Source organism: Granulosicoccus sp. 3-233 (genome assembly GCF_052681095.1).
Genome location: NZ_JBQYLE010000006.1, coordinates 117,030 through 142,076 on the forward strand (window position 1 = coordinate 117,030; position 25,047 = coordinate 142,076).

General features: G+C 58.7%; 24 protein-coding genes. 7 read left to right on the top strand and 17 right to left on the bottom strand.

What is annotated here, in order from left to right; all coding sequences use genetic code 11:
- Positions 1 to 38 precede the first annotated feature (38 nt).
- On the top strand, positions 39 to 851 hold the full coding sequence (locus ACUNV4_RS16610; protein ID WP_430879711.1) for a phytanoyl-CoA dioxygenase family protein: 813 nt from the start codon (positions 39 to 41) through the stop codon (positions 849 to 851).
- A 27-nt stretch (positions 852 to 878) separates the two neighbouring features.
- On the opposite strand, the gene ACUNV4_RS16615 is transcribed toward ACUNV4_RS16610, so the two are convergent.
- Positions 879 to 1,691 carry a LysR family transcriptional regulator gene (locus ACUNV4_RS16615; RefSeq protein ID WP_430879712.1) on the bottom strand — a complete coding sequence of 271 codons (813 nt, stop codon included), beginning with the start codon at positions 1,689 to 1,691 and terminating at the stop codon, positions 879 to 881.
- Between the two features lie 89 nt (positions 1,692 to 1,780).
- On the opposite strand from ACUNV4_RS16615, the gene ACUNV4_RS16620 reads away from it, so the two are divergent.
- Positions 1,781 to 2,830, top strand: coding sequence for an aldo/keto reductase (locus tag ACUNV4_RS16620; RefSeq protein ID WP_430879713.1), 1,050 nt, complete (start codon positions 1,781 to 1,783; stop codon positions 2,828 to 2,830).
- Positions 2,831 to 2,851: 21 nt separating this feature from the next.
- Here the strand turns inward: ACUNV4_RS16620 and paaK are convergent, their stop codons facing one another.
- From paaK to ACUNV4_RS16635, 3 genes are all read right to left on the bottom strand, one after another.
- Positions 2,852 to 4,198, bottom strand: a complete 1,347-nt coding sequence (gene paaK / locus ACUNV4_RS16625) for a phenylacetate--CoA ligase PaaK (protein ID WP_430879714.1) — start codon at positions 4,196 to 4,198, stop codon at positions 2,852 to 2,854.
- Between the two features lie 82 nt (positions 4,199 to 4,280).
- The gene (locus ACUNV4_RS16630) at positions 4,281 to 4,784 is read right to left on the bottom strand and encodes a 3'-5' exonuclease (protein WP_430879715.1); all 504 of its coding nucleotides are present in this window, start codon (positions 4,782 to 4,784) and stop codon (positions 4,281 to 4,283) included.
- A gap of 147 nt (positions 4,785 to 4,931) precedes the next feature.
- Positions 4,932 to 6,146, bottom strand: a complete 1,215-nt coding sequence (locus ACUNV4_RS16635; RefSeq protein ID WP_430879716.1) for an aminopeptidase P family protein — start codon at positions 6,144 to 6,146, stop codon at positions 4,932 to 4,934.
- A gap of 120 nt (positions 6,147 to 6,266) precedes the next feature.
- Here ACUNV4_RS16635 and ACUNV4_RS16640 point away from each other — a divergent pair, with 120 nt between their 5' ends.
- Positions 6,267 to 7,262 (top strand): LysR family transcriptional regulator, encoded by a 996-nt coding sequence (locus ACUNV4_RS16640; protein WP_430879717.1) that lies wholly within the window; start codon positions 6,267 to 6,269, stop codon positions 7,260 to 7,262.
- A gap of 126 nt (positions 7,263 to 7,388) precedes the next feature.
- Here ACUNV4_RS16640 and ACUNV4_RS16645 read toward each other — a convergent pair whose 3' ends face one another.
- Positions 7,389 to 8,786 carry a nucleobase:cation symporter-2 family protein gene (locus ACUNV4_RS16645; protein WP_430879718.1) on the bottom strand — a complete coding sequence of 466 codons (1,398 nt, stop codon included), beginning with the start codon at positions 8,784 to 8,786 and terminating at the stop codon, positions 7,389 to 7,391.
- A 228-nt stretch (positions 8,787 to 9,014) separates the two neighbouring features.
- On the opposite strand from ACUNV4_RS16645, the gene ACUNV4_RS16650 reads away from it, so the two are divergent.
- Positions 9,015 to 9,935 carry a 2-dehydro-3-deoxygalactonokinase gene (locus ACUNV4_RS16650; protein WP_430879719.1) on the top strand — a complete coding sequence of 307 codons (921 nt, stop codon included), beginning with the start codon at positions 9,015 to 9,017 and terminating at the stop codon, positions 9,933 to 9,935.
- Between the two features lie 3 nt (positions 9,936 to 9,938).
- Complete coding sequence (locus ACUNV4_RS16655; protein WP_430879720.1) at positions 9,939 to 10,547, top strand: 2-dehydro-3-deoxy-6-phosphogalactonate aldolase; 609 nt, start codon at positions 9,939 to 9,941, stop codon at positions 10,545 to 10,547.
- 116 nt (positions 10,548 to 10,663) lie between these two features.
- On the opposite strand, the gene ACUNV4_RS16660 is transcribed toward ACUNV4_RS16655, so the two are convergent.
- From ACUNV4_RS16660 to ACUNV4_RS16710, 11 genes are all read right to left on the bottom strand, one after another.
- A complete protein-coding gene (locus ACUNV4_RS16660) occupies positions 10,664 to 11,719 on the bottom strand; it encodes a TRAP transporter substrate-binding protein (protein ID WP_430879721.1) in 1,056 nt (351 codons plus the stop codon).
- A 220-nt stretch (positions 11,720 to 11,939) separates the two neighbouring features.
- Positions 11,940 to 12,764 carry a polyphosphate kinase 2 gene (ppk2, locus tag ACUNV4_RS16665; protein ID WP_430879968.1) on the bottom strand — a complete coding sequence of 275 codons (825 nt, stop codon included), beginning with the start codon at positions 12,762 to 12,764 and terminating at the stop codon, positions 11,940 to 11,942.
- A gap of 280 nt (positions 12,765 to 13,044) precedes the next feature.
- A complete protein-coding gene (locus ACUNV4_RS16670; protein ID WP_430879722.1) occupies positions 13,045 to 14,307 on the bottom strand; it encodes a glycerophosphodiester phosphodiesterase family protein in 1,263 nt (420 codons plus the stop codon).
- A 101-nt stretch (positions 14,308 to 14,408) separates the two neighbouring features.
- Entirely contained in the window at positions 14,409 to 15,191 is a 783-nt protein-coding gene (locus tag ACUNV4_RS16675) for an IclR family transcriptional regulator (RefSeq protein WP_430879723.1), read from the bottom strand.
- Positions 15,188 to 16,240 (bottom strand): Gfo/Idh/MocA family protein, encoded by a 1,053-nt coding sequence (locus ACUNV4_RS16680; protein ID WP_430879724.1) that lies wholly within the window; start codon positions 16,238 to 16,240, stop codon positions 15,188 to 15,190. The genes ACUNV4_RS16675 and ACUNV4_RS16680 overlap by 4 nt, the downstream gene beginning before the upstream one ends.
- Positions 16,241 to 16,314: 74 nt before the next feature.
- Positions 16,315 to 16,644: an L-rhamnose mutarotase gene (locus tag ACUNV4_RS16685; protein ID WP_430879725.1), complete on the bottom strand. Its 330-nt coding sequence runs from the start codon at positions 16,642 to 16,644 to the stop codon at positions 16,315 to 16,317.
- Between the two features lie 11 nt (positions 16,645 to 16,655).
- Complete coding sequence (locus tag ACUNV4_RS16690; protein ID WP_430879726.1) at positions 16,656 to 17,765, bottom strand: mandelate racemase/muconate lactonizing enzyme family protein; 1,110 nt, start codon at positions 17,763 to 17,765, stop codon at positions 16,656 to 16,658.
- 21 nt (positions 17,766 to 17,786) lie between these two features.
- A complete protein-coding gene (locus ACUNV4_RS16695) occupies positions 17,787 to 18,881 on the bottom strand; it encodes an ABC transporter ATP-binding protein (RefSeq protein ID WP_430879727.1) in 1,095 nt (364 codons plus the stop codon).
- 3 nt (positions 18,882 to 18,884) lie between these two features.
- On the bottom strand, positions 18,885 to 19,751 hold the full coding sequence (locus tag ACUNV4_RS16700; RefSeq protein WP_430879728.1) for a carbohydrate ABC transporter permease: 867 nt from the start codon (positions 19,749 to 19,751) through the stop codon (positions 18,885 to 18,887).
- Between the two features lies 1 nt (position 19,752).
- Entirely contained in the window at positions 19,753 to 20,655 is a 903-nt protein-coding gene (locus tag ACUNV4_RS16705; RefSeq protein WP_430879729.1) for a carbohydrate ABC transporter permease, read from the bottom strand.
- Between the two features lie 45 nt (positions 20,656 to 20,700).
- Entirely contained in the window at positions 20,701 to 22,011 is a 1,311-nt protein-coding gene (locus tag ACUNV4_RS16710; protein WP_430879730.1) for an extracellular solute-binding protein, read from the bottom strand.
- 122 nt (positions 22,012 to 22,133) lie between these two features.
- Here ACUNV4_RS16710 and ACUNV4_RS16715 point away from each other — a divergent pair, with 122 nt between their 5' ends.
- Positions 22,134 to 23,000, top strand: coding sequence for an amidohydrolase family protein (locus ACUNV4_RS16715; protein ID WP_430879731.1), 867 nt, complete (start codon positions 22,134 to 22,136; stop codon positions 22,998 to 23,000).
- Between the two features lie 136 nt (positions 23,001 to 23,136).
- The gene (locus ACUNV4_RS16720) at positions 23,137 to 23,952 is read left to right on the top strand and encodes an MBL fold metallo-hydrolase (RefSeq protein WP_430879732.1); all 816 of its coding nucleotides are present in this window, start codon (positions 23,137 to 23,139) and stop codon (positions 23,950 to 23,952) included.
- Positions 23,953 to 23,965: 13 nt separating this feature from the next.
- Here the strand turns inward: ACUNV4_RS16720 and ACUNV4_RS16725 are convergent, their stop codons facing one another.
- A complete protein-coding gene (locus tag ACUNV4_RS16725) occupies positions 23,966 to 24,793 on the bottom strand; it encodes a GGDEF domain-containing protein (RefSeq protein WP_430879733.1) in 828 nt (275 codons plus the stop codon).
- Positions 24,794 to 25,047: the final 254 nt, after the last annotated feature.

A 25,047-nucleotide genomic window follows, 5' to 3' on the forward strand; every position in this document is an offset into this window, starting at 1 on the left:
GCAGGACATCAGCATTCGAAGCATACGGAGTCACGGTCATGCATGACATCATCACCCAGAATCATGTCGATACCTTCCAGAACGATGGTGTCGTCCTGATCCGCGGTCTGTTCGACGGCTACATCGATACCCTCAGACAGGGTGTCGAAGAGAACCTGAACAGTCCCGGCCCCTATGCTGCCGAGAATCTGCAGAGTGGTGAGTCGGGACGGTTCTTCGATGATTATTGCAACTGGCACCGCATTGCGCCCTTCGAGAGGGTCATCCGCGAGTCGGCGGTGGCCGAGGTTGCCGCCTCGCTGATGGACTCGCGACAGGTACAGCTGTTTCACGATCATGTACTGATCAAGGAACCTGGAACAAGCAAACCCACGCCCTGGCACCAGGATAGCCCCTACTATTTCGTTGAAGGTCAGCAGAATGTCTCGTTCTGGGCTCCGCTGGATCACGTCAGTGATGCCAGTCTGCGGTGCGTCGCCGGCTCCCACCTGTGGAAGAAGCCGGTGCTGCCGACTCGCTGGCTGGCCGAGGACAATTTCTATCCGGACTCCGACGATTACCTGCCGGTCCCCGACCCGGACAAGGAAGGCATGGACATTCGCGAATGGACGCTGGAACCGGGCGATGCCGTGGCCTTTTCGTTCTCCACTCTCCATGGTGCGCGCGGCAATCATGCCGGTACCCGTCGCCGGGCCTTTTCACTGCGTTTGCTGGGCGATGATGCCCGTTATGTCGAACGCCCGGGCCCGACATCTCCGCCATTCCCGGGTCATGCCATGCAGGCCGGTGACCGCCTCCGTGAGGACTGGTTTCCGGTGATCTACAGTACGCAGGGAGAGATCATTTCATGAAAAGCCTCGGACTGTCTTTCAAGGCTCTCACCCCAGTACGCTGCACAATCGATCAATCGCGCGACGCACTTCCGGCAGGTGCCGATCATCCTGATGGGTGACGATCCACTGATCGTGAGACAACTCCGCAATGGTTCCACCCTTGCGTTGCAATTCTGCCTCACTGTCTCCGATGAATGTGGGCAACAGAGCAATCCCCACGCCGACCATGACCAGATCAAGACTGTTTCGGGGGGTGTTGACCTCACAGACGCCATCGTTGCCGGCGATCCTTTTCAGCCAGCGGGCAGAGGGTGTGTCGGCAATCACCCGGATCCAGCGCTCCGGGGCTCCCGCTACCGCATACGGTGCGAACTCGACACGCTGTAATTTGCGAGTGGCCAGATGATCATCGGTGGGTCGCTGATTCCTGAAGCCGATGGTGACTTCACGCCGAGGAATATTCAGAATGTCTTCGGCCTGCACAAAACGCAGTTTCAGATCCGGCGGGCTACCGCTCAATGCTTCATGATTGCGCAACAGTAGCAACGTTGTCCAGGTGCCCGCAGAGACCTTGACCAGTGGCTGCCTTGCATCAACCGGTCGGGCTGTCAGTGTGCCGATACGACTTTCGACGTCGGTCAACTGCTGCAACAGTTCACGTGCATCTGCGGTCAGCTCATAGCCACGATCGTGTCGGATGAACAGCTCGCGGCCCATGGCTCTCTCCAGCTGCAACATTCGACGGCCGAGTGTGGCAGCGCTGCTACCGGTTGCCCTGGCCGCCGGCGACAGGCCACCTTCGCGAGCCACCGCCAGAAACAGATGCAGGTCCGACCACTGCACTATCTTTTCATTCATGAAAATATCCTTTCATTTCATATCATTTCGCGTTACCCATTAAGCCTGTAGCCTGATTGCAAATCAAGCCGATCCAGCAGGACTTCATCATGAAAACAGACATCACATCCCCTCTGGGCATCAATACCCTCGGCCACGGCGGACCACGCGTATCGAACTTCGCACTGGGGGCCATGACATTCGGTGCGGAAACCAATGAAGCGGATGCCTTCAGTCAGCTGGACTGCTTTGTCGATCACGGCGGCACATTCATCGATACCGCCGACGTCTACAGCGATGGTGTGTCGGAACAGATCATCGGCAAATGGGGGCGACAGCGTGGTGGCCTGGACGATCTGGTCATTGCAACCAAGGGGCGATTCGCACCACCCGCCGGCAGCCACGGCGCTTCTCGCCGCAGTCTGCTCAGGTCGGTGAATGCCAGTCTTGAACGTCTGCAGATCGATGCCATCGACCTCTACTTCATCCATGGCTGGGACCAGGACACCGATGTCGCCGACACCCTCGCGACACTGGCTGATCTGGTCACGGCAGGCAAGATTCACCATATTGCGTGGTCGAACCTGGCGGGTTGGCAGCTGCAGAAAATCGTGTCAACAGCCGAGGCATACCGACTGCCCATGCCGGTCGCTCTGCAACCCCAGTACAGTCTGCTGGAACGAGGAATCGAACTTGAAGTCCTGCCCTGCTGCCTGAGTGCCGGCATTGCACTGACACCCTGGTCACCACTGGCTGGCGGCTGGCTGACCGGCAAGTATCAGGCGCATACCAGACCCACCGGCAATACCCGTCTGGGGATCGACCCGAACCGGGGTGTCGAAGCCTGGGATCTGCGCAATACCGACAAGACCTGGGAAGTGCTGGCAGTGCTCGAAACCATTGCAGAGCAGCATGCGCGACCGGCAGCACACATTGCACTGGCCTGGCTGGCATCCCGTCCAGGGGTGGCATCCATCCTGCTGGGGGTACGTACTCTGGATCAGTTACGCGACAATCTGGCAGCGGCAGAGTTGCAACTCAGCGAGACAGAGCTGGCGCAACTGACTGTCGCATCAGCCACCGGCCTGCCCGCCTATCCCTACCGCTTTCTGGAAAACTGGAGCAGGATGGATATCTGGAAGACCATGGGAACTGACTGAGTCCGGCCAGCCCCCATGTCTTCAACTCAGGGCCGGGCGCTTGTCGACAACGCGCCGGGCCTTGCCCTCGGAACGCTCGATAGTGCCAGGCCCGGACAATTCGATCGTGCTGCTCAACCCGACCAGAGACTTGATCTTGCGCCCCAGTTCGGTGCGAAGTCTGGCCATGGTCGTGGCATCCTGCAACTCCCGCGTCTCGACAAAGACCGACAGTGTATCCATGCTGGCCTGACGCTCCACCAGCAGCTGATAATGGGGAGACAGGCCATCGATACCCAACAGTATTTCCTCGATCTGGCTGGGGAACATGTTGACTCCGCGAATGATGAGCATGTCATCCGAACGCCCCGTGATCTTGTCCATGCGACGCATCGGACCAAAATCCGGTGGCAGCAGACGCGTCAGATCACGCGTGCGATAACGGATCATCGGCAAGGCCTCTCGGGTCAGCGTCGTGATAACGAGTTCCCCGTACTCCCCTTCGGGCAGCACCTTTCCGGTCTCGGGATCGATGATTTCGGGGTAGTAGTGATCCTCCCAGATGGTTGGCCCGCTCTTGCTCTCGATGTATTCATTGGCAACGCCGGGCCCACCCACTTCGGACAGCCCGTAGATGTCCAGCGCATCGATACCCAGCCTGCTTTCGATCTCCTGTCGCATGCTGTTGGTCCAGGGCTCGGCACCGAAGATACCGACCTTCAAAGAGGTCTCCCGCGGGTCGATTCCCTGTCGCTCCATTTCATCAATGACATTGAGCATGTAGGAAGGCGTGATCATGATGATGCTCGGCTTGAAATCCTGGATGAGCTGAATCTGTTTGGCCGTCTGGCCGCCCCCCATGGGGATGACGGCACAACCCAGGCGCTCGGCCCCGTAGTGAGCACCCAGGCCGCCAGTGAACAGGCCGTAGCCATACGACACGTGCAACATGTCCTTGCGGGTACCGCCGCTGGCGCGGATGCATCGCGCGACCAGGTCTGCCCAATGGTCGATATCCTGACGGGTGTAGGTGACGACGGTCGGCTTGCCTGTGGTGCCACTGGATGCATGGATCCGGACAACATCCTCCATCGGCACAGCCGTCAGACCGAAGGGATAGTTATCGCGAAGATCGCCTTTGGTGGTAAAGGGAAACTTCGCGATATCGGACAGCGACTGCAGATCATCCGGTGTGACGCCAAGCGCCTCGCACTTCAGACGGTAAGGGGCGACCCGGGTATACGCATGACGCACACTCTGCTGCATGCGTTCGAGTTGAATGCCTTGCAGCTCATCGATACTCGCGGTCTCGATCGGTTCAAGACTGCCTGCTTGCCTGTTCGTCTTAATGGTTGCTCCCCCGCGCAATGATTGTATTCGGACAGGCAACTATACACATCACCATCCGGCACTGGCATCCGACAATACCGGCACGCGCCCCGAACACAAGCTGCAAGCCGATCCCGAGTAGCTAGCCAACACCCTGTCTGTCGCTCGAATCGCAGGATCGAAGATAGGTCTGCTGGATGACCCAGGCATCATAACTGGCCCGGTGACGCATTTCCCGGTGCTCGCTGAGCACCTGTTGCTTGACCGCATCCCATCGCTCGGTTTGCGCCTCGCTCATCAGTTGCTCGATGGGACTCAGTCGAAACTGCATGGCAAGTCCTGCTGACTGGAACAGTGTCGTCATCCAGGGCTTGTCGACGACCCATCCATCTGAATAGGTAGACTGGCCTGCCAGCAATTCGTTCAAGGTCTCAGCCACTTCACGAACCGGCCTGCCATGCCGACGCAGCGTCTGCTGTGAAATTCGATGCACGGCTTCGGCCGATTCCTCCCAGTGAGTCCAGTCACTGGCAGGCTTGATCAACAGGCTGTGACGCTGGCCACCGACAGTCACCAGACCCACTTCGATCGGATAGCTGGCACTGCCGAATCCGGAAGCTTCGATATCAACGATGATGGGAATCATGCCAGGCGTTCCAGGGGTCGGGGTCAGACGAATTCCAATGCCGTGTCGTAATACCACATTATCGTCACACAAGAATCATGCCAGCCATGCCCCCCCTTCACTTCATGCCAGCTTGTCTCCCTGTGGCTCTTGCCCCATTTGCCCCATTCAGCTGCCGCCGACAATCAAGTGCTCGGGTCCATAATCGAACCCTGTGATATTACGATTCCCGTCTTCGGTCAGAACCAGAATATCGTGCTCACGATAACCCCCCGCCCCCGGCAGATGATTCGGGATGGTGATCATCGGCTCCATGGAAACCACCATGCCCGGCTGCAGGACCGTATCGCAATCTTCCCGCAGCTCCAGCCCGGCTTCACGTCCGTAGTAATGACATAACACGCCGAAGGAATGCCCATAACCAAAGGAGCGGTACTGCAAGAGATCCTCGCTGGCGTAGAGCTCATTGAGCTCTCGGGCGATGTCCGAGCAGCGGTTGCCCGGAACCAGCAACTGCTTTCCCCGGTCATGCACCCGACAGTTGATCTCCCACAGGCGCCGCGATTCCTCGTCCACCTCCTCGGCAAACAGGGTGCGCTCCAGAGCAACATAATAGCCTGCCACCATCGGAAAACAGTTCAACGACAGGATGTCACCCCGTTCGATCCTGCGACTGGTGACCGGGTTGTGAGCGCCATCGGTATTCAGTCCCGACTGGAACCAGGTCCAGGTATCGAGCAGCTCTGCCTGCGGCCACGTACTGGCAATCTCGCGCACCATGGTGGCCGTGGCATGCAGGGCCACTTCGTGCTCCGGCGTACCGACGGTGGCAGCTTCGACACAGGCAGCACCCCCGATGTCGGCAATACGTGTCATTCGAGTGATATGGGCGATCTCCTCGTCCGACTTGATCATGCGCAGACGCATGGCAGCGGCGGCAATATCCACGAAGTCGATCTGCGGGAAAAAGCTCTTCAGGTCAGCCAGAAAATCGATGTTGACATGATCGAACTCGATTCCAACTCGTCGTACCTGACCCAGCAACTGTTTGACTGCCTGCAGATAATTGTCGCGACTCCAGTCCGTATAGGTGAGGTTCTTGCCGGCGGTGCGTCGCCAGGGCTGCCCACCATCGATACCCGCACTGATACTGGTCAACTCATCATGGGTCATCACCAGGCCATATCGGCGCCCGAACTGGCAGTACAGAAAGTCGGCGTAGTAGTTGATGTTGTGATAGGAACTGAACAGAACGGCGTCAATAGCCTGCTCAGCCATGTGCTGGCGCATGGCCTGCGCACGCTGCTGCATTTCAGCGGCGGAAAACGTGCCTTGGGCCTTCTCACCGTTACCGGTGTAATCCTGAAATCGTTCACGTTGCATGGCGTTGGTCTCCTGATCCCACTTTGTCTGTCAATCGTCCGAGAATGCACTCCGACGCCGCTCTGTTCAACCGATCGATTTTCATGCAAGCTTTAGTTTTTCTCATGTCGACAGAGCGTCATGTCCCAGCTCCCCCTGAACGCCCTGCGTGTATTCGAGTCCGTCGTCCGACATGGCAGCTTCCGGGCGGCGGCCGATGAGTTGTGCGTTTCCCAGTCAGCGGTCAGCCACCAGATTCGACATCTGGAGCAATGGTTCGACACCCCCTTGTTCGATCGTAGCGGCAGTCGACCTCAGGCAATGCAGCGCGCCGAAGAACTGGCAGATACGCTGCGGCATTCGCTGGCACAGATTCGGCACGCCTGTGATCGTGTTCAGCCACGTGGTACCGGTTCAGCAGATCTGGTGATTGCTGCCATTCCGTCCGTGGCTGTCTGCTGGCTGATTCCGCAGTTGTCGCATTTCAGGCAACGACACCCGGATATCACCATCCGCATCATCTATGCATTTCACGGTCAGGCACTGGATATCGACGACGTCGATTTTGCTTTCGTGTATGCCGACGGAGAGCCGGATATCGCTGGTACCCAGGCCCATTATCTGATGCCGGGCGCCAGCGTACCGGTGTGCAGCCCGGCCGTAGCGGCCACGCTGGACACACAAAAGCTGCTGGCAGCGAGCAGCGACATCAGTTTTCTGCATGACTCGGACACACTCGGCTGGCAAGCCTGGTTCCGAAGAGCCGCAGGATGTGAGCAATCAGTACCCGGCGCGATTTACGAGGACTTCAACCTGTTGCGCGCTGCCGTGCTCTCCGGACAGGGTGTGGCCCTGTGCCCACCGGCCATGCTGCAGGACGATCTGCGCACCGGTCGGCTGGTTCGGCTCTCCGAGGTCACGGTGAAGGATTCCTGGAATTATCATGTGCTGGAACATGCGCACTCTCGCGGCAAGGCCGGTTCGTCATCAACATTCAGTGATGGCAGGAGCACAGCCATGGTGAGGGAAACAGGACAGAGCTCGGCACGCGGACGGTCGGATGCTGTCAAGCTGTTCAAGGACTGGCTGTTCAGCATCATTCCGACAGATGGCCGGACAAATGGCCCGGCAGATTGACAGGCAGGCAAGCGAGAATGGCCGTGACAGGCCTATTCGACAGGACCGCGCTGCAGCTGTGCGGCACTTGCGCTATCCCGCCTGTTCGGACTGCCCGCCTCCAACAGGAGACGGGCTTGCATTGCGTCAGTCTCTGGCACCGCTGAGCGTGGACGCGGGTGATGCCACATCCATGTCCGGAGACTCTTCTTCAGGCTCGTGCGGAATAACGATGTTCAGCACGATGGCGATGATGGCAGCCGGCAACAGTCCCGAGGTCATCAGCACCTTGACCGTAGCCGGCAGGTGCTGCAAGGCGTCCGGTTCCAGTTGCAGCCCCAGACCGACCGACAGGGCGATGGCGAAGATCACCATGTTGCGACGATCCCAGACGACATCCGACAGCATGCTGACACCGGCGGAGGCGACCATGCCGAACATCACGATGACGCCACCGCCGAGAACGGCAATGGGCATGCTCGAAATGACTGCGCCGAATTTGGGCACCAGACCACAGACAATCAGAAACAGGCCACCGATGGTCACGACATGACGACTCATGACCCCGGTCATGGAGATCAGCCCTACGTTCTGGCTGAACGAGGTATTCGGAAGTGCGCCGAACACACCAGACAATGCGGTACCAAAACCATCAGCCAGCGTACCACCGGAAATTTCCTTGTCAGTCGCTTCTCGTCCGGCTCCACCCTTGGTGATACCCGAGATATCACCCACGGTTTCGATCGCCGATATGACGCCCATGAGGCACATGCCGATAATGGCGGCGGCATTGAACTCGATCCCGAAGTGAAACGGATCCGGCGCTGAAAACCAGGTCGCTCTGGCGACATTGTCGAAATTGACCATGCCCATGGGAATGGCAACCAGATACCCTGCCAGCAGACCCAGCAAGACCGCGGACACGGACATCATGCCATGGGTGAAGAACTTCAGCCCCAGCGTCACGCAGATGACCAGCAGTGCCAGTCCCCAGTGAGTCAGGCCACCGTATTCCGGCGTGCCGATGAGCGGCACCCCGCCAGCCGCGTATTGAATACCAACCTTGACCAGAGCCAGACCGATCATCAGAACGATCAGACCGGTAACCAGTGGAGGCAACCAATGACGGATGCGGCCGATGACGGTCCCCAGAAAGAAATGAAAGATGCCGCCGATGATGATGCCGCCCATCAAGGCCGCCATGCCGAACTGCACGGCAATGGGAATCATGATGGGGATGAATGCGAAACTGGTGCCCTGCACCACCGGCAGACGCGCCCCCATGGGGCCCATGCCGATGGTCTGGATCAGTGTCGCCACCCCGGCAAAGACCATTGACATCTGAATCATGTAGATCATGTCGGAGATATCGGCCGAGCCAAATCCGAAGCCTGCCGCCCCAGCCACTATAATGGCAGGAGTGACATTGCTGACGAACATTGCCAGTACATGCTGAATACCCAGGGGGGTGCCCTTGACGATGCCGGGAAAGTAGTTCGGATCGCGCATTTGCGCGGGCGTCATGCCGGCTTGAGTGCGTGCCATGTAGTGCTCCGGTTTTGGACCTGATTCGAATGTACACGAGCAAACGGCATATTGCACACATTTTTGCACACAATATTGTGAACAGTTTTCAACAGGCGGCTGATGAACGGGCAGATCACGGGCTGATTGTCTCTGTTCCGGGAACCTCATGACCGCTCTTGCGTTGCAGGCTGTTGGCTTGCAATCGGGATTCATCCTTACAATCGAACGGCAACAATGGAAAACACTGTGGAAACAACAGCAGAGCAAACGCCCGCATGGGCCGGAGTGGATTGGGGGACGTCCAATCTGCGGGTATGGGTCATGAGTGCCGATGACACGCCTCTGCACTCACTCGGCTCCAGTGCCGGCATGGGGACATTGCAGCCAGACGAGTTCGAGCCGACCCTCGTTGCCTTGCTGGAACCCTGGCTGGACGCAGGCAGAACGCTGCCGGTGATCTGCTGCGGCATGGTCGGTGCCCGTCAGGGCTGGAGCGATGCCGGCTATCTGAGCACTCCCGTGAGCCGCGACAGCCGGAGCCCGGCACATGGCGTCGCCACCCACGATGACAGAATCAGCGTTGCCATTCTTCCCGGCGTGAAGCAGGCCTCCCCGGCCGATGTCATGCGCGGTGAGGAGACCCAGATTGCCGGCTTGCTGCACCAGACGCCTGCCTTTGATGGCACGGTCTGTCTGCCTGGTACCCATACCAAATGGGCACGGGTCGAAAGCGGCTGCATCAGTTCCTTCCAGACTTGCATGAGCGGCGAGATGTTCGCCCTGCTCTCCACCCAGTCGGTTCTGCGTCACTCCATGCAGGATTCTCAGTGGTCAGACGACTCCTTTACCCGGGGCGTCAGCGACATCCTGGCCAACCCCGCCAGCCTGTCCAGTCAGCTGTTTGCCTTGCGAGCCGAGAACCTGATCAACGATGTTCCCGGCCACGAATTGAAATCGAGATTGTCCGGCCTGTTGCTGGGGGCCGAACTCGCGGCAACCCGCACGTACTGGCAGGACAAACACGTTACCATTGTCGGCGACGACAGACTGGCAGGACTTTATTCGCAGGCCTTGTCTCAGGTCGAGACTCAGGTGGCCGTGGCCGATGGCGCCAGCCTGACTCTGGCCGGTCTGATCGCCGCTCATCACAGTCAACAGGAGTCATAAGCAGTGAACCGAAATCTGATAGCCATCCTCAGAGGAGTGACCCCTGCGGAAGTGGTCGACATCACAGCGGCAATCATCGAGGCGGGCATCTCCTCCATCGAGGTTCCCCTGAACTCACCCGATGCCTTCAACAGCATCGAGCTGCTGGCAAGTCAATTCGGTGAGTCGGCTCTTGTCGGTGCCGGTACGGTGCTCACCGTGGAAGATGTCGAACAGGTAGCAGCCGTCGGCGGCAAGCTGATCGTCTCACCCAACTGCAACCCCGAGGTCATCAGGGCGACCAAGGCTCATGCCATGTTCTCCTACCCCGGTGTCATGACCGCTACCGAGTGTTTTCTGGCACTGGAAAATGGCGCCGATGGTCTCAAGTTCTTCCCATCTTCCTTGCTGGGTGCGGCCGGTCTGGCAGCGTTGAAGGCCGTTCTGCCACCCAGTGCAGAAACCTATGCCGTCGGTGGGGTTGGTCCGGACAACTTTGCCGAGTGGATCAATGCCGGCGCCAGCGGTTTTGGTATCGGCACCGGAATCTACAAGCCTGGATTCACCGTGGCTGATGTTGCCAGTCGCGCCGAGAGCATTGTGGCTGCATACGATCAGTGCCAGAGTCGATAAGCAGCCATTTCCCGGGGTCGGTCGCATTGCACTGATCTCCTGCGGAAAACGGACTGCGGCTGTGCCGTTGGTCGGGATCGGCAGTCCCGGCCAACGGCCTCTTGCAAAGCGACTGCCTATTCGGCCTCGGTATATTCCTCGATCAAGGCACGCGCTTCGTCCAGCAGTGCCTGACCATCGATACCCTGATCGTTCATGTCTGCCACCCATTCCTCGATCACTGGCGCCGCCTTCTCCTCCCAACGAGCCGCCTCTTCGTCATCGAGCACATTGATCGTATTGCCTCGCTGCACAGCCAGCTCCCTGGCCGGCGCATCCGCCTCTTGCTGGGTACGTCCTGCAAAGGCCGAGAACTCCATGCCTGAATTCTCGTCGATGACCTGCTGAAGGTCTTCAGGCAATGCCTCATAGCGCGCCTTGTTCATCGCCAGCACGAATGTCAGGGTATACAGGGCATGATTGCCGAACTCGGTATGATTCTCGACCAGCTCCGAGACTTTCAATGACGTGGTCACTTCCCAGGGAATGGTTGTCGCCGTGATGACACCCTTGGACAGCGCTTCCGGCACGGCCGGTACGGGCATGCCGATGGGGGTCGCGCCCAGACTCTCCAGCAACTTGTTGACCATGCGCGAACCGCCACGCATCTTGACACCCTTCATGTCATCGACCGAGGATATCGGCTTGGCCGAATGCAATACGCCGGGTCCGTGCACCCAGGTTCCCAGCACCTTCAGATTCGCGAATTCGGTGTCTTTCATCTCCTTTTCGAACAGGCTCCAGTAGGCGCGTGAAACCGCTTCGCCATCGGTCATCATGAATGGCAGTTCGAATACCTCGGTACGCGGATATCTGCCGGGCGTATACCCGACAACCGTCCAGACAATATCTGCCACTCCGTCAATGGCCTGATCGATCAGCTCCGGCGGTTTACCACCCAGTTGCATGGATGGGAAACGCTGGATCTCGATGCGCCCGCCGGACGCCTCTTCGATGTCGTCGGCCCAGACATCGAGTATCAGCTTCGGAACATTTGCCTGAGCCGGCAGGAACTGATGCATGCGCAGGGTAACGTCGGCAGCGACGGCATTACTGGCACCGACCAGGGTCAGGCTCGACAACAGGCTTGCAGCCAGGCAGGATAATGCCAGGCGCTTCTTCAATCGGTTCACTAGAGGGTCTCCGCATCGTGGCGTGTGGGATGTCTGACCGATTGTAACCCTTGAAGCCGGGTGCGCACTCGATCTGTGCGGCCACGATGACGATGCACAGCCAGCCCGGCCCGTATCAGTCGATGCACTGCGGTCACTCGACTCGAGAACTGCAACATGATGCCACCCATACCGCCGGGGGCTTGGGTGCCGTCCCGACACCCACAGCTGCAAACCCTGACTACTTTCCGTAGCGATTGCTGACGTACAGCTCGCTGGGTAGTACCTGCCGTTCGTAATTGGAGTTATGGACACGCTCTGGCAGCTCGATCGGGTCGTGCGGCACATCCTGATAAGGTACTTGCTCCAGCAGATGACTGATGCAGTTGAGGCGCGCCACCTTCTTGTCGTTGCCTGCCACGATGAACCATGGGGCTTCGGGGATATTGGTGCGTTCGAAGGTCAGCTCCTTGGCCTTGGTGTATTGCTCCCACTGAACACGCGCCTGCAGGTCCATGGGGCTCAGCTTCCACTGCTTCAGTGGATCGTAGATCCGCATCTTGAAGCGCCGCTGTTGCTCCTCATCGGTGATGGAGAACCAGTACTTGATCAGACGAATACCGGAGCGGACCAGCATGCGTTCGAATTCGGGCACATCCTGAAAGAACTGCTCCACCTCATCGTCACTGGCGAAGCCCATGACCGATTCGACGCCCGATCGGTTGTACCAGGAACGGTCGAACAGCACGATTTCACCACCTGATGGCAGATGCGGTACGTAGCGCTGAAAATACCACTGTGACTTTTCGCGTTCGGTCGGCTTGTTCAGTGCCACTACCCTGGCAACACGCGGATTGAGCCGTTGGGTGATACGCTTGATGGCACCGCCCTTGCCCGCCGAATCACGACCTTCGAAGATGATGGCCACCTTCTCGCCGCTGTGGACCACCCAGTCCTGCAGCTTGATCAACTCGCGCTGCAGGATCAGCAGTTCACGCATGTAAGTGGAACGTGACAACTGTGAACGCGGGGACTCGGCATAGATCTCCAGCAACTCTTCGGGCATTTCCAGTCCGTCGAACAGCGGTGCCATGTCCTCGTTGAGCAGCTCCTCCATCTCGTCTTCGAGCCACTCGGATTCATCCAGTGCGTGTCGCAGTCTTTGTTCAGTCATTGTCAGGGTCAGTCTTCATTCGATTGGCTGGAACGGAATTACCGAACCCGCCAGGGCCGGAGGCAGAATGCAAGGTCTCGAGACGTTTGCACCCGCCTCCGGCCCTGGAGGGATCCGGCAGACTCACTACCCGTAAACCAGCTCTACGGGCAGTCATGGCCAGTAGCTGGACTCAGGGCAGATCCATGCAGTTGGCATAGAACGTCGTGGTCGCCGGCCAGTCGGAAAATACACCGATGACACCCACGTCCTGCGCCAGTACATCAATGGTCGTCAGAATATCACCATCGCTGTGCAAGGCGTCCAGCGTGCTCTGGTAGTAATAGCTGCCATTGCCCTCGATCACATCCTCGACGATTCGGCCCGATCGATCGGAAGACCAGGAGATGATATCCAGACCAGCCTCCCTGGCATTGACAGCATATTCGGAGGGAACGATCTGATTGTTGTCATCTGTCGTCAGCAGCGTGGGCATGGGGGGTGCAATGATGTTCAACCCCGCTTGCTTGAGTGCTGCAAATTCCTCGCGGCTGGGCGGCGTCGCGGCCATGTCTGCCGGGTTGCGGCCGTCGAGCCAGACTGCCTGCTTGCCGTAGGTGGGGAACTCGCGAATCCACAAGGCAGTGTCATCGATGTCGAAGGATTGTGGCCACACATCGTCATACCAGATGCCTGCGTCGACATAGTCCTGAATGAACTTGCGGGCGTAATTGGCCTGGGTCAGACCCGAATCGCCAAAGCCGTCGGTGACGCCCTTGAGTTCCGGTGTGAATTGCCCACCCAGCTCGCTGATCAGCTGGATGCTTTCCTTGTGGCTCAGCAGCGTTGCGCCCGTGGCATAGAGATCGGTGCGGAAGTCGGCAGTGCCTCCCATGTATTCTTCCACGGTAGTCGCAGCCCTGTTGGCGGAATCCATCTTGCCCTTGAGCGACTTGAATTCCTCCAGCGTGAGATCACTGGCGCAGCAACGGGCAGTGGCTGCCTCGATCATCTCGCCGTTTTCATCGTAGCTGGCTGGTTGAAAGGGTATCGAGCATTTCTCTGCCAGCGGTGTGGCCAGAATGTTGGTGGTCGTGTGCAGATCGCACTGCGCGTGACGGCACACCAGCTCGGCATCACTGGTGAAGGTCACGTCACATTCGATCACGCCGGCACCCATGCGATGTGAGGCCAGATAGGCTTCCATGGTGTGCTCGGGAAACTGCAGCGATGCGCCACGGTGAGCAATGGAGAAATTGCGACGATCATACTGGGTCTTGGTGACTGCACATCCTTGCAGCGTGTCTTTCAGCTCGCTGTCCTGTAACTGATCAACCAGATAGAACGGACGCGGTCCCAGATGGACCGGATCGGTTTGACCGGCAACGGCCGTCCCGGAGACAACACTGGCGGCACTGGCAACAGCCAGTACAACACCGCTCATGAAAACGTTCATGTAATTCCTTCTCGGATGATGGGTGGATGTTCGTACACACTGAAGCGCACAGCATCGCAGCCACATATGACGGAAGGGTTACTTTTCCGGCATTTTTCTTCTTATTCGCTGACTCTGCCACCCAGCATGTGAGAGACCTGACGGCACATCTGCATCAGGGCCTTGCGGGCCTCCACCTTGCAGGGATGCTCCCCGGCGGTCAGGCGCTTGACGAACGGAATGGTCACGGCGGCGATGATCTGTCCGGAATGATCATGCAAGGGTGCCGAGATATTGGTGACCCCTTCCACCACCATCGACGTGCATTCACTGTAACCATGTGCGATGGCGAACTCTCGATTCTGCACGAACAGGCGTCGCAGTTTCGCTGGCTGATCACTCAGTTGCTCATCCAGCAGCAGCAGATCCTCTTTGGACATATCGGACGTCAGCACCGCCCCCGAAGCGGTCTGAACCAGCGGAATACGTGCACCCAGTCGTACTGATGTCACGTTGTTGCCCGGTGAATCCACCTGGGCGATGACCAGAATATCCGTGTCGTGACGTATGGCCATATGCACCGACTGGTTGATCTCCCGAGCCAGCGCCTGCATCGATGCGGCAGCCACTGTCGACAGGCGTCTGACCGGCGGATAACGATGCGCCACCTCGAACAGCCGGGTCGTCAGGGAATAGCGCTCACTGTGATCGTCGAATGCCACATAGCCGCGCTCTTCCAGTACCACCAGCATGCGAAAGATCTCGCTGATGGAGCGTTGCAGCGCCCGCGCAATATCGGCCTTCTTCTGTGCCTCGGGCTCGGAAGCCAGAAACTCGAGTATGTCCAGCCCCTTGGACAGGGCCGGAGCGGTGTACTTGTCGGAACGCTCCTGCGGGCGGTTCACTTCGGGAGCTCCGCAATCGGTGTGGCCGGTGCGGCGCTGCTGACATAGGCGGCCTCCACCAGAGCCATGGTCTGCCAGGCATCCTCGACACTGCTGATCAATTGTGAGTCCTCTCCGGTCACGAAACGCTGCAATTGTGACATTCTCGAGGCAAACGCGTCAGGAAACCACTCCCCCTGCAGATCAATCTGCTGCCAGCCCTGTTCACCGTGTTTCAGCCACAATTCATCGGGCTCACCTCGCGGGTAATCCAGATTGACACCCAGCTTGACGTAGGCTGCCCCCTCGGACCCGCAAAGCCGGAATTCACAGGCCTGAAAACGCCGGCCAAAGGCATGGTCATGATTGACGGACAGGCTGCAGCGCACACGTTCGCCGTAATCGAGTATGGCGCTGGTGCGGGTCTGCGCCATGGTGCTGGCTGGATGGCCCATGGTTCTGGCATGCACACCCAGTGGATTGCCGAGAACGCCCCGAACGAAGTCCAGGTAATGGATCGAATGCAGCGCAATCTCCACCCGCGGCAGCCCTTCGAGAAACTTCCATAGCCCCCAGGGTGTATCCAGCGCCAGCCAGGCATCGAAGTCCAGTACCTCACCCAGCATGCCCTGACCGATGGCGTCCTGCAGAGCCAGCATCATGGGCGAGAAGCGCAGCTGAAAATTCACCGCCGCCTGCAGCTTGCGCTCGCGACAAAGCGACAGGATCTCGGTGGCCTCGGCCAGATCACTGCCCATGGGTTTCTGGATCAGTGCGGCAGCGCCTTCAGGCAACTGCTGCAATACTCCCAGGTGCGCCGCTGGCGGCGTCGCCAGATCGAACACGACCTCACCGGCGGCAGCGGCTTCACTCATCGACGCATAGGCCGTACACCCCCAGGTACCGGCCAGCGCCCGTGCCTTGTCCAGATCCGGATCGAAAATGCCCTGCACCCGATAACCCGCCTTCTCATAAGCCGGCAAGTGGGCATCGGAGACAATGGACCCGGCTCCGATGATGACAATGGGGCGCGCCTGGCTGGCCAGTGGCCAGTGTTGCCTGAAAGGCATCGTATGCTCCGCTCGTTGCTATGAGTTGTTCTACCGTCGGCAAGACAGCCTGGCGGTCCGATGTCCCGAACGCGTCAATCCAGGTGAAAGACATCTTCCATCATGGCCCACCATTCGCCTTCCTTGCGAGTCTCCAGTGGGTTCTGGCAAGGCTTGCAGACGCTCCACCAGCGTTGTGTTTCCGGATCAGCTGCCATCAGCGCGGCATCGGCAGCAAAGTCACTGCCGTGGTATTCCCAGTAGGCGAAGAGCAGGTTTTCCGGCTCCTTGAGGAAGATCGTGTAGTTGCGGATATTGCATTCGCTGATCTTCGCCAGCACCCCCGGCCAGACATCGGCATGCAATCGCTTGTACTCCGCCACCTTGTCTGCATTCAGTCCAATGACCATGCCCATGCGTTGCATCTGTCGTTTCCTCAGTTGATTCGTGTTGTCAGGATGTCGACGCGGCGCTTGTCGATTTCGTCCCAGTCCCAGTCGATACCCAGTCCGGGCTCGGCACTCGGGAACGCGCGTCCATTCTCCATGCGCATGCCGCTGCCCGTGATGTCATCGAGTTGCGGTATGTACTCCAGCCACGGCGCATTCGGAATGGCGCACACCAGACTGACATGCAGCTCCATCAGAAAGTGCGGGCATACCGGCACATTGTGTGCCTCGGCCATGTGCGCCACTTTCAACCAGGGTGTGATGCCGCCAATGCGTGCCACATCCACCTGTACGATGGAGGCGCCCCCCAGGGTCAGATAATCCTTGAACTGGCTCAGCGAGTACATGCTCTCGCCCACGGCAATGGGCACCGTGGTGCTGGCTGCCAGACGCACATGCTCCATGACATCATCTGCCGGCATCGGCTCTTCGAACCAGGCGATATCAAACTCCTCCAGCACCCGGGCACGTCGCGTTGCCTCGGCTCGACCGAAAGCCTGATTGGCATCAACCATGATTTCCGAACTGTCGCCCACGGCCTTTCTGACTGCCGCCAGGCGTTTGCGATCCTCTGACAGATGCGGCCGACCGATCTTGATCTTGGAACCGGCAAAGCCCTTTTCCTTCGCTGCCACGGCATCATCCACCAGGGCCTGGGTATCGATATGCAGCCAGCCACCTTCGGTGGTATACATGGGGACACTGTCCTTGGCGCCACCCAGCATTCGATAGAGCGGCAGGGAGGCACGCTTGCAGCGAAGGTCCCACAATGCCGTGTCGATCGCCGCCAGCGCCAGTGAAGTGATCGCCCCGACCGTGGTGGCATGCGTCGAGAACATCAGCTCGCGCCAGATCCGGTCGATGTTCTCTGCCTCCTGACCGATCAGTTGTGGCGCCAGCGTCTCGGCCAGCAATGACATGACGGCCGGACCACCCTGCCCGATGGTGTAGGAATACCCGATGCCCACTGCGCCATCGCTGTCCGTTATTCGCAGCAACGGGGTTTCCTGGCTGACGAAGGACTGAATGGCATCGGTGCGTCTGACCTTGGGTCGAAGATCGACCATGCACAATTCGACGTGTTCTATGGTTGCCATGCTCTTTCCGGTGTTCCCGCTTCAGCCCAGACTCAGTTGTGTATCGGCATCGAACAGATGGGCGCGACTCATGTCCAGCTGACATCGCAGTGTTTCACCCATCGAGACCGGTCGCGGATTCAGCATCTTGGCCTGGATCTCGCTACCGGCGATTTCGCCGAACAATACCGTTTCCGTGCCCAGCGGCTCGGACAGATTGATCAGCAGATCGAAGCTGGCGGTTTCCGAGCCCAGCGTCAGACCGTGCCCCTCCGGCATCAGATTGTCGGCACGAAACCCGAAGATCACCGACTGCCCGGCGACGACACCACCCAGCAGCCGTGCAGGCACAGGCAATCGGGCGCCGTCTTCGAGGCACAGATGCTGACCATCGCTGTCGATGGTGGCAGGCAGCAGATTCATCGGCGGTGAACCGATGAAGGTGGCCACGAAGGTGTTGACGGGATTCTCGAACACCTGCAAGGGCGTCCCCTGCTGCTCGATATGGCCATCGCGCATGATGACGATCCGATCAGCCAGAGTCATGGCCTCCACCTGGTCGTGCGTGACATACACGATGGTAGTCTTGATACGCTGATGCAACTTCTTGATCTCGATACGCATCTGCGCTCGCAGTTTGGCATCGAGGTTGGACAGAGGTTCGTCGAACAGGAAGACGTCCGGGTGTCGCACGATGGCTCGCCCCATGGCCACCCGTTGCCGTTGCCCACCGGATAGCTCCGCTGGTCGTCGTTGCAGCAATTCGCCCAGGCTCAGTATTTCTGCAGCCTCGGCCACGGCCTTGTCGATCTCCGCGTCGCTGCGGTTGGCAATCTTCAGGGAAAACCCCAGATTCTCAGCCACGGTCATGTGCGGATACAGGGCGTAGTTCTGGAACACCATGGAGATGTTTCGATCTCTTGGCGGCAGATCATTCACCCGCTGTTCACCGATGTGGATATCGCCGCTGCTGAGTTCCTCCAGGCCGGCAATCATGCGCAAGGTGGTGGACTTGCCACAGCCCGAGGGTCCGACCAGTACGACGAATTCGTTGTGCGCGATATCCAGATCGATACCATGCACGACCTCGACCTTGCCGTAGCGCTTGATGATCTTGTTGAGCGAAACGCGTGCCATTGACTATCCCTTGATTCCGCCGAAAGTGAGGCCACTGATGAGGTGCTTTTGCACGATGAAGGTCAGTATCAGAGCCGGAATGATCATCAGGACGGCCAGCGCACACATGCCGCCCCAGTTGATGGTGAATTCGGACGTGAAGTCCAACAGGCCGACCGGCATGGTCTTGGAAAAGACCGAGCGGGTCAGTTGGCTGGCCAGCGCATACTCGTTCCAGGAGGTCAGGAACGCAAAGATGGCCGCCGATGCAATACCGGCCTTGGCCACCGGAAACTCCACTTTCCAAAAGGCCTGCCAGCGTGTACAGCCATCGATCTCGGCGGCTTCTGCCAGTTCGCGCGGCACCTGCCTGAAAAAGCCATCGATCAGCCAGATGGAGAACGGTACATTCATGGCCACGTAGGCCAGAATGAGCCCGAAGTGCGTATCGATTATACCCACCTTGGCAAAGACGATGAACAAGGGCAGTGACAAGGCCACACCCGGCACCGCACGAGTGACCATGAAGCCGACGAAGATGGCCGATTTTCCACGAAAACGATAGCGGGCAAAGGCGTAGCCACCGGCAATGCCGACGAGAATGGCGATGATGGTACTGGTCACCGAGATGATCAGCGAGTTCATGAAATAGCGCAGCACCGGCACTCCACCTTCCCCGACAGCACCGAACATGGCTCGGTAGTGATCGAGACTGAGCTTTTCCGGAATCCAGATCGGCGGCTTGGCCATGATCTCCACCGTCGGTCGAAAGGAGTTGAGCACGATCCACAAGCCGGGCAGGCAGATGATCGACATGGCGATGAACAGCGTGATCAGATGCGCTGCCTTCAGACCGAATTTCTTCAGACGATGTTGTTGATTGATATCCATGTCAGGCGTTGTATCCCAGCGCCGTGCGCGATGCGTTGAGCTTCCTGAAGAAGTAGACGGTGAAGAAGATGGCCAGAAAAATCGAGACATAGCCCATGGCATTGGCCAGACCCATCTTGGCATCCACATAGCCTGTGCGACCGATCAGGGTCCACAACAGTTCGGTGCGTCTGGCGGGGCCACCGTTGGTCATGATCTGTACGATGTCGTAGGCGCGCGCCACATCCAGACTGCGAATGGCCATGGCAATGTAGATGAAGGGCATCAGAAACGGCAAGCTGATGTGACGAAAGGATTGCCACGGGGTACAGCCATCGACCTTGGCCGCCTCCAGCGGGTCACGCGGTATGGCAAACAGCCCTGCCAGAATCAGTATGGCGAACACCGAAGTGGACATCCATACCTCGGCAAAGATGATCGAGAACATCGCCAGTTTGCCGTCAACCAGCCAGGCGATGGCCTGATCGGTGATACCCAGCGACTGCAGGGCATTGTTCACCAGCCCGACATTGTCGTTGAAGATGAACTTGAACTGGAAGCCCACCAGGATGGGTGAGAACATCATCGGAAACATCATGATGGTGCGCAGGCCACGCTGCCCCCAGGTCACCTTGTTGACCAGCAGTGCCAGTCCCAGGCCCAGCAGCATCTCCAGATTCAATGCCACCGTCAGCAGGAACACCGTGCGCCCGAAAGCCCACCAGAAGTTGGCATCGGTGGCAACCTTGACGTAGTTGTATTCTCCGATCCACTTGTACAGGGACTCGGGTCGGGTCAGGCGATACGGCGTGAAGCTCGAGTACAGTGAGAGCAACAACGGCACGAGCACCACGACCAGCAGGATCACGATGGCTGGCAGCAACAGTGCCAGCCACGGTGGTAGTCGACGAAATGCTCTGGTCACGACGGAGCCACGCTCCGTCGTTGTACATGCTGAAGGATCGGCACCCTAGTACTCGCCGTTTTCCCGCATCATCTCGTCAACGGCTTCCGCTGCCACTTCCAGCGCTTCTGCCGATGTCCTGTCTCCCAGAATGGCTGCCTGCAACTCCGGATAGATGACATTGGTGGCCTCTATCCAGTAAGGCGTCTTGGGTGCCGGAAAGGCATGCTCGGCCGCCGCCTGAAACGCTTGCAACACTTCGCTCCGATAGGCATCTCCCTCCGCCTGAGCCACGACGTGCTCCCACACGGCCTTGCGGGTGGGCAAGGGACCTGCCGAGCTCTCCAGCTTCTGGCTCTCTTCATTGGTCAGGAAGGCAACCAGTGAAGCGGCAGCTTCCTTGTTCTCGCAGGACTCGGTAACCGAGAATCCGTGATGACCGGACCAGCCGGTGCGGATACCGGCACTGCCCTGGGGCTGCACCACGACACCGACATTGCCGGCAACCTTGGAGCTCTCCGGATCATTGAAGAAACCTGCCCAGCCGGGCCAGTCGAGATTCAGGGCAATGGTACCCGAGGCAAAGCCCTGCCCCAGCTCATCCCACAGGTAGGAGGTCGTGCCCTTGGGAGCCGCGCCTTGCTGATAGATATTGACGAACCAGTCCAGCGCACGGATACCGGCTTCACTGTTGAATGCCGGTGACCAGTCGTCATTGAACAACTGCCCGCCTTCGGCCACGACCATTTCGTAGAAACGACCGACAATCGCCTCGTCCTTGCCGGCAAACTGGGTGCCATAGAAATTGGGAGGATCGCTGAAGAACACCGCCTGGTCACTGACTTGCTGCCAGGTGTCAGGCGGCGTCAGATCATAACCATATTCCTCCTTGAAGGCCGCCTGCTTATCGGCATCTTCGTACAGGCTCTTCTGATAATACAATGCCGACACATCGAACTGGGCTCGTGGCAGCATGACCAGACTGTCGCCGATTCTGGATGCGGCAATGTTGGAATCCACATAGTCGGCAATGAATTCGGGCGTCAGATACGGGGTCAGATCGGTATACAAGGATGGATACTGCGACGCGAAGGAAGAATGGTTGGAGCCAACGCACCATCCCAGAGACCCGGCTGCCAGGTCCGATTTGAATTCCTTGTCCAGCTCGAAGTGGTTTTTCTTCGAGATGACATTGACGCTGGCACCGGTCTCGGCCTCCCAGTCGGCAATGCGTGCATACAGCGCTTCATATTGCTGGCCGCCAATGAGTTTTGCATCCAGCGTCACGCCATCGAATTCCGCAGCTGTCGCCATACCAGACATGGCCAGCAGCGGAATGGCCAGCGTGGTGGCTGCCCGGTATTTAGAGTTTTTCAAGATCATGCCCCCTTCTTGTGAGTACAGCACCGTGCCTGAATACGACAGGTGTTTCAAATATAAACGCAATTTTCACATACAATCAAGTTATATCTGGAAATTCGCTGAAACTTCAGCCCACAATGAGCCCACCATCCACCGGAGAGTCCTTGATGTTGATCGACACCCATTTGCACCTGATCTACCGCGACAAGCTGAGCTACCCCTGGCTGGCCAACGTCGAACAGCTGAACCGTGATGCCAGCTATGCGGACTACGCGAGCATCGCCCATCGAGTCGGCATCATCGGCGCGCTGCACATGGAGGTTGATGTGGCCGACCCGGACCGGGATGCGGAAACCGACCTGGTGAAATCCCTGATGGATCAACCCGGCAGCCTGATGCGCGGCGCCATCGCTTCCTGCCGTCCGGAATCCGACGAATTCGCAGCCTGGTTCGACAGCCAGCGCTCACGCAGCGAGATCATCGGCCTGCGCCGCATCCTGCACGTGGTACCGGACGACCTGTCCACCTCACGGACTTTCCGGGATAATGTCAAACGCCTGACAGGCACCGGCCTGACTTTCGACCTTTGCGTGCTGGCCAGACAGATTCCGCTGGCCATCGAACTGGTGGATCACTGCCCGGATGTGCAGTTCGTACTGGATCACTGTGGTGTTCCTGACGTGAAATCCGGAGAACTGTCACCGTGGCAGGAAAACATGACGGAACTTGCCAGACGCGACAATGTGGTGGGCAAGGTCTCTGGCGTGATGGCCTATGGCGATCACGACAACTGGGTACTGGACGATCTGCGGCCCTATGTGGAGCACACCATCAGTGCCTTCGGCTGGGATCGTGTGGTCTGGGGCAGCGACAGTCCTGTCTGTACCCAGGGAGGCCGTATCGAGACCTGGGTGGCCGCCACGCACGCCCTGATCGACGGTTGCTCGGCCGATGAAAAGGCGGCGTTACTGCGCAACAACGCCTTGCGGCTCTGGAATCTCTGATAGTTGGCGCTGAACGGGCACGAATACCCCTTTATCAGCTACCATTCGTGCCAGTCAGCCCCTATCTTTTCCAACGGCACGCCTCGAAGACCGGGTTTTCCGCGTGTCGGTTCCGCATCCGATTCCTGTAGGCAACATGACTGAAAAACTGCGATTCACTGTGCTGGGCTGCGGCTCGTCAGGTGGCGTACCACGTGTGGGCAATCAATGGGGCGTCTGTGACCCGCAGAATCCGCTTAACCGACGGCGTCGCTGCGCACTGCTGATAGAAGCGATCGGGGGCGACGGCGGGGTTACAACCGTACTCATCGATACCGGAGCAGACCTGCGCGAGCAATTGCTTGATGCTCAGGTCGGGAATCTGGATGGCGTTCTGCTCACTCATCCGCATGCCGATCATATCTTCGGACTTGACGATCTGCGTCAATTGGCCATCAGCCTGCGTTCCAGTATCACCGTCCACATGGATCAGGCAACCGCTGACGTGGTCATGCAACCCTTCGGCTACTGTTTCCATCAGTCTCCGGGCAGTAGCTACCCGCCCTTCTGCCAGCAGGAGACCATCACACACGGTGTGGCGAGCATCATTGACGGACAAGGTGGCAGAATTTCGGCAATGCCGTTGCTGGCGGAGCACGGTGACATCCATGCGCTGGGCTTCCGCATTGCCGACGTCGCCTATCTGCCTGACATGAAACGCATCACTGACCCGACCAGCCTGGATGCCTTGCAGGGCTGCCGCATCCTGATCATCGACGCCTTGCGCCATGAGCCGCACCCATCGCACATGAACCTGCAGGAGTCTCTGGCCTTCATCGAGCGAATCGGGCCCGAGAAAGCCATTCTCACCAATATGGCGACCGAACTGGATTACGCCGCCTTGCAGGCACAGCTACCCGAACATGTCATACCCGCACATGACGGTCTGCAGCTGACAATCCCCATGGCTTGATCGATCAAGCGCCTCAGCGACTGCCGGCTGACAGCATCAGCCGTGCACGGATGCGGCGGCGCTCGTTCAGACTGGGATTCTGCGCGGCCGGTATTACGGTTTCCACCTCGGCCGGCACCGCCTCTCCACGTCTTTCCTTGCCGGCAATCTTGTCGGCATACATGCGCTGATCCGATTCCCGCAACAACTGTTCGGCCGTCGAGCGTGCCGTCGCCGGAGACGAGACGCCGACACTGGCTGACACGCTGATGTCCTGACCGTCAAACACGAATACGGTTTCTGCCGCCTTGCGGATGGTTGCTTCCACTTCCCGCGTCTTGCGGCCACCATGGCTGTCTCGCACCAGCACCACGAATTCGTCACCACCGAGTCGTGCCAGCAATGCATCGGAGGGCAGATAGGCCGTCAGCGTCACAGCAATGAACTTGAGCAGTTCATCGCCAGCCTCGTGCCCGTAAGTATCATTGACTGCCTTGAAACCGTTGAGATCGAACAGCACGACACGGTTGACACGCGAGCCCCGACGGCGGTTCTGCATGCGCATGGCCAGGTTCTGCTCCAGATACCAGATGAAGAAGCGTCGATTCGGCAAGCCAGTGAGGCTGTCACGGTAGGCAATGTCCTGCAGGGCGGACGTTCGGGAACGCACCTTCGAGCGGACTCGCTCTGGCTCGCCCAGGATGTGACGCGCCATCAGACCTACCAGCAGGCTGTTGGCCGTCACCGCCAGCACACCACCTCCCAAAGCGAACGTCAGACACAGGATGACTGCCGCCACGGCGACAGCACCTGCCAGGAAAATTCCCGGGGGAAATGCGAATGGTTGTCTGTCTGCTCTCATGCCACTGCCTAACCTGCAGGTCGAATGGGCAGGGAATCGCAAGTTGAATGCCAGAGAAATATTGATAGAACCTGTTGTTTGGCCCTTGACTACTGCAAATAGTGTGCTAGCGACTTTTCCTGTCGGGATGGAACAGGTGACACCGATCGGAATCCGGCGCTACTGGCGTCGGCCCCGTTGGCAAACACGCAAGCACGATGCATGCAGAAGACGCGACCTCACACGCGAACCCCGCGACCATACAGTCGGTGCTT

Excerpts from the sequence above, each read along its gene's own strand:
- ACUNV4_RS16630 (WP_430879715.1), bottom strand. The coding sequence starts at position 4,784 with ATGATTCCCATCATCGTTGATATCGAAGCTTCCGGATTCGGCAGTGCC.
- ACUNV4_RS16640 (WP_430879717.1), top strand. The coding sequence starts at position 6,267 with ATGTCCCAGCTCCCCCTGAACGCCCTGCGTGTATTCGAGTCCGTCGTC.
- ACUNV4_RS16620 (WP_430879713.1), top strand. The coding sequence starts at position 1,781 with ATGAAAACAGACATCACATCCCCTCTGGGCATCAATACCCTCGGCCAC.
- ACUNV4_RS16725 (WP_430879733.1), bottom strand. The coding sequence starts at position 24,793 with ATGAGAGCAGACAGACAACCATTCGCATTTCCCCCGGGAATTTTCCTG.
- ACUNV4_RS16615 (WP_430879712.1), bottom strand. The coding sequence starts at position 1,691 with ATGAATGAAAAGATAGTGCAGTGGTCGGACCTGCATCTGTTTCTGGCG.
- ACUNV4_RS16720 (WP_430879732.1), top strand. The coding sequence starts at position 23,137 with ATGACTGAAAAACTGCGATTCACTGTGCTGGGCTGCGGCTCGTCAGGT.
- ACUNV4_RS16690 (WP_430879726.1), bottom strand. The coding sequence starts at position 17,765 with ATGGCAACCATAGAACACGTCGAATTGTGCATGGTCGATCTTCGACCC.
- ACUNV4_RS16685 (WP_430879725.1), bottom strand. The coding sequence starts at position 16,644 with ATGCAACGCATGGGCATGGTCATTGGACTGAATGCAGACAAGGTGGCG.
- ACUNV4_RS16695 (WP_430879727.1), bottom strand. The coding sequence starts at position 18,881 with ATGGCACGCGTTTCGCTCAACAAGATCATCAAGCGCTACGGCAAGGTC.
- ACUNV4_RS16700 (WP_430879728.1), bottom strand. The coding sequence starts at position 19,751 with ATGGATATCAATCAACAACATCGTCTGAAGAAATTCGGTCTGAAGGCA.
- ACUNV4_RS16715 (WP_430879731.1), top strand. The coding sequence starts at position 22,134 with ATGAGCCCACCATCCACCGGAGAGTCCTTGATGTTGATCGACACCCAT.
- ACUNV4_RS16635 (WP_430879716.1), bottom strand. The coding sequence starts at position 6,146 with ATGCAACGTGAACGATTTCAGGATTACACCGGTAACGGTGAGAAGGCC.
- ACUNV4_RS16645 (WP_430879718.1), bottom strand. The coding sequence starts at position 8,786 with ATGGCACGCACTCAAGCCGGCATGACGCCCGCGCAAATGCGCGATCCG.
- ppk2 (WP_430879968.1), bottom strand. The coding sequence starts at position 12,764 with ATGCCCGAAGAGTTGCTGGAGATCTATGCCGAGTCCCCGCGTTCACAG.
- ACUNV4_RS16610 (WP_430879711.1), top strand. The coding sequence starts at position 39 with ATGCATGACATCATCACCCAGAATCATGTCGATACCTTCCAGAACGAT.
- ACUNV4_RS16680 (WP_430879724.1), bottom strand. The coding sequence starts at position 16,240 with ATGCCTTTCAGGCAACACTGGCCACTGGCCAGCCAGGCGCGCCCCATT.
- ACUNV4_RS16670 (WP_430879722.1), bottom strand. The coding sequence starts at position 14,307 with ATGAACGTTTTCATGAGCGGTGTTGTACTGGCTGTTGCCAGTGCCGCC.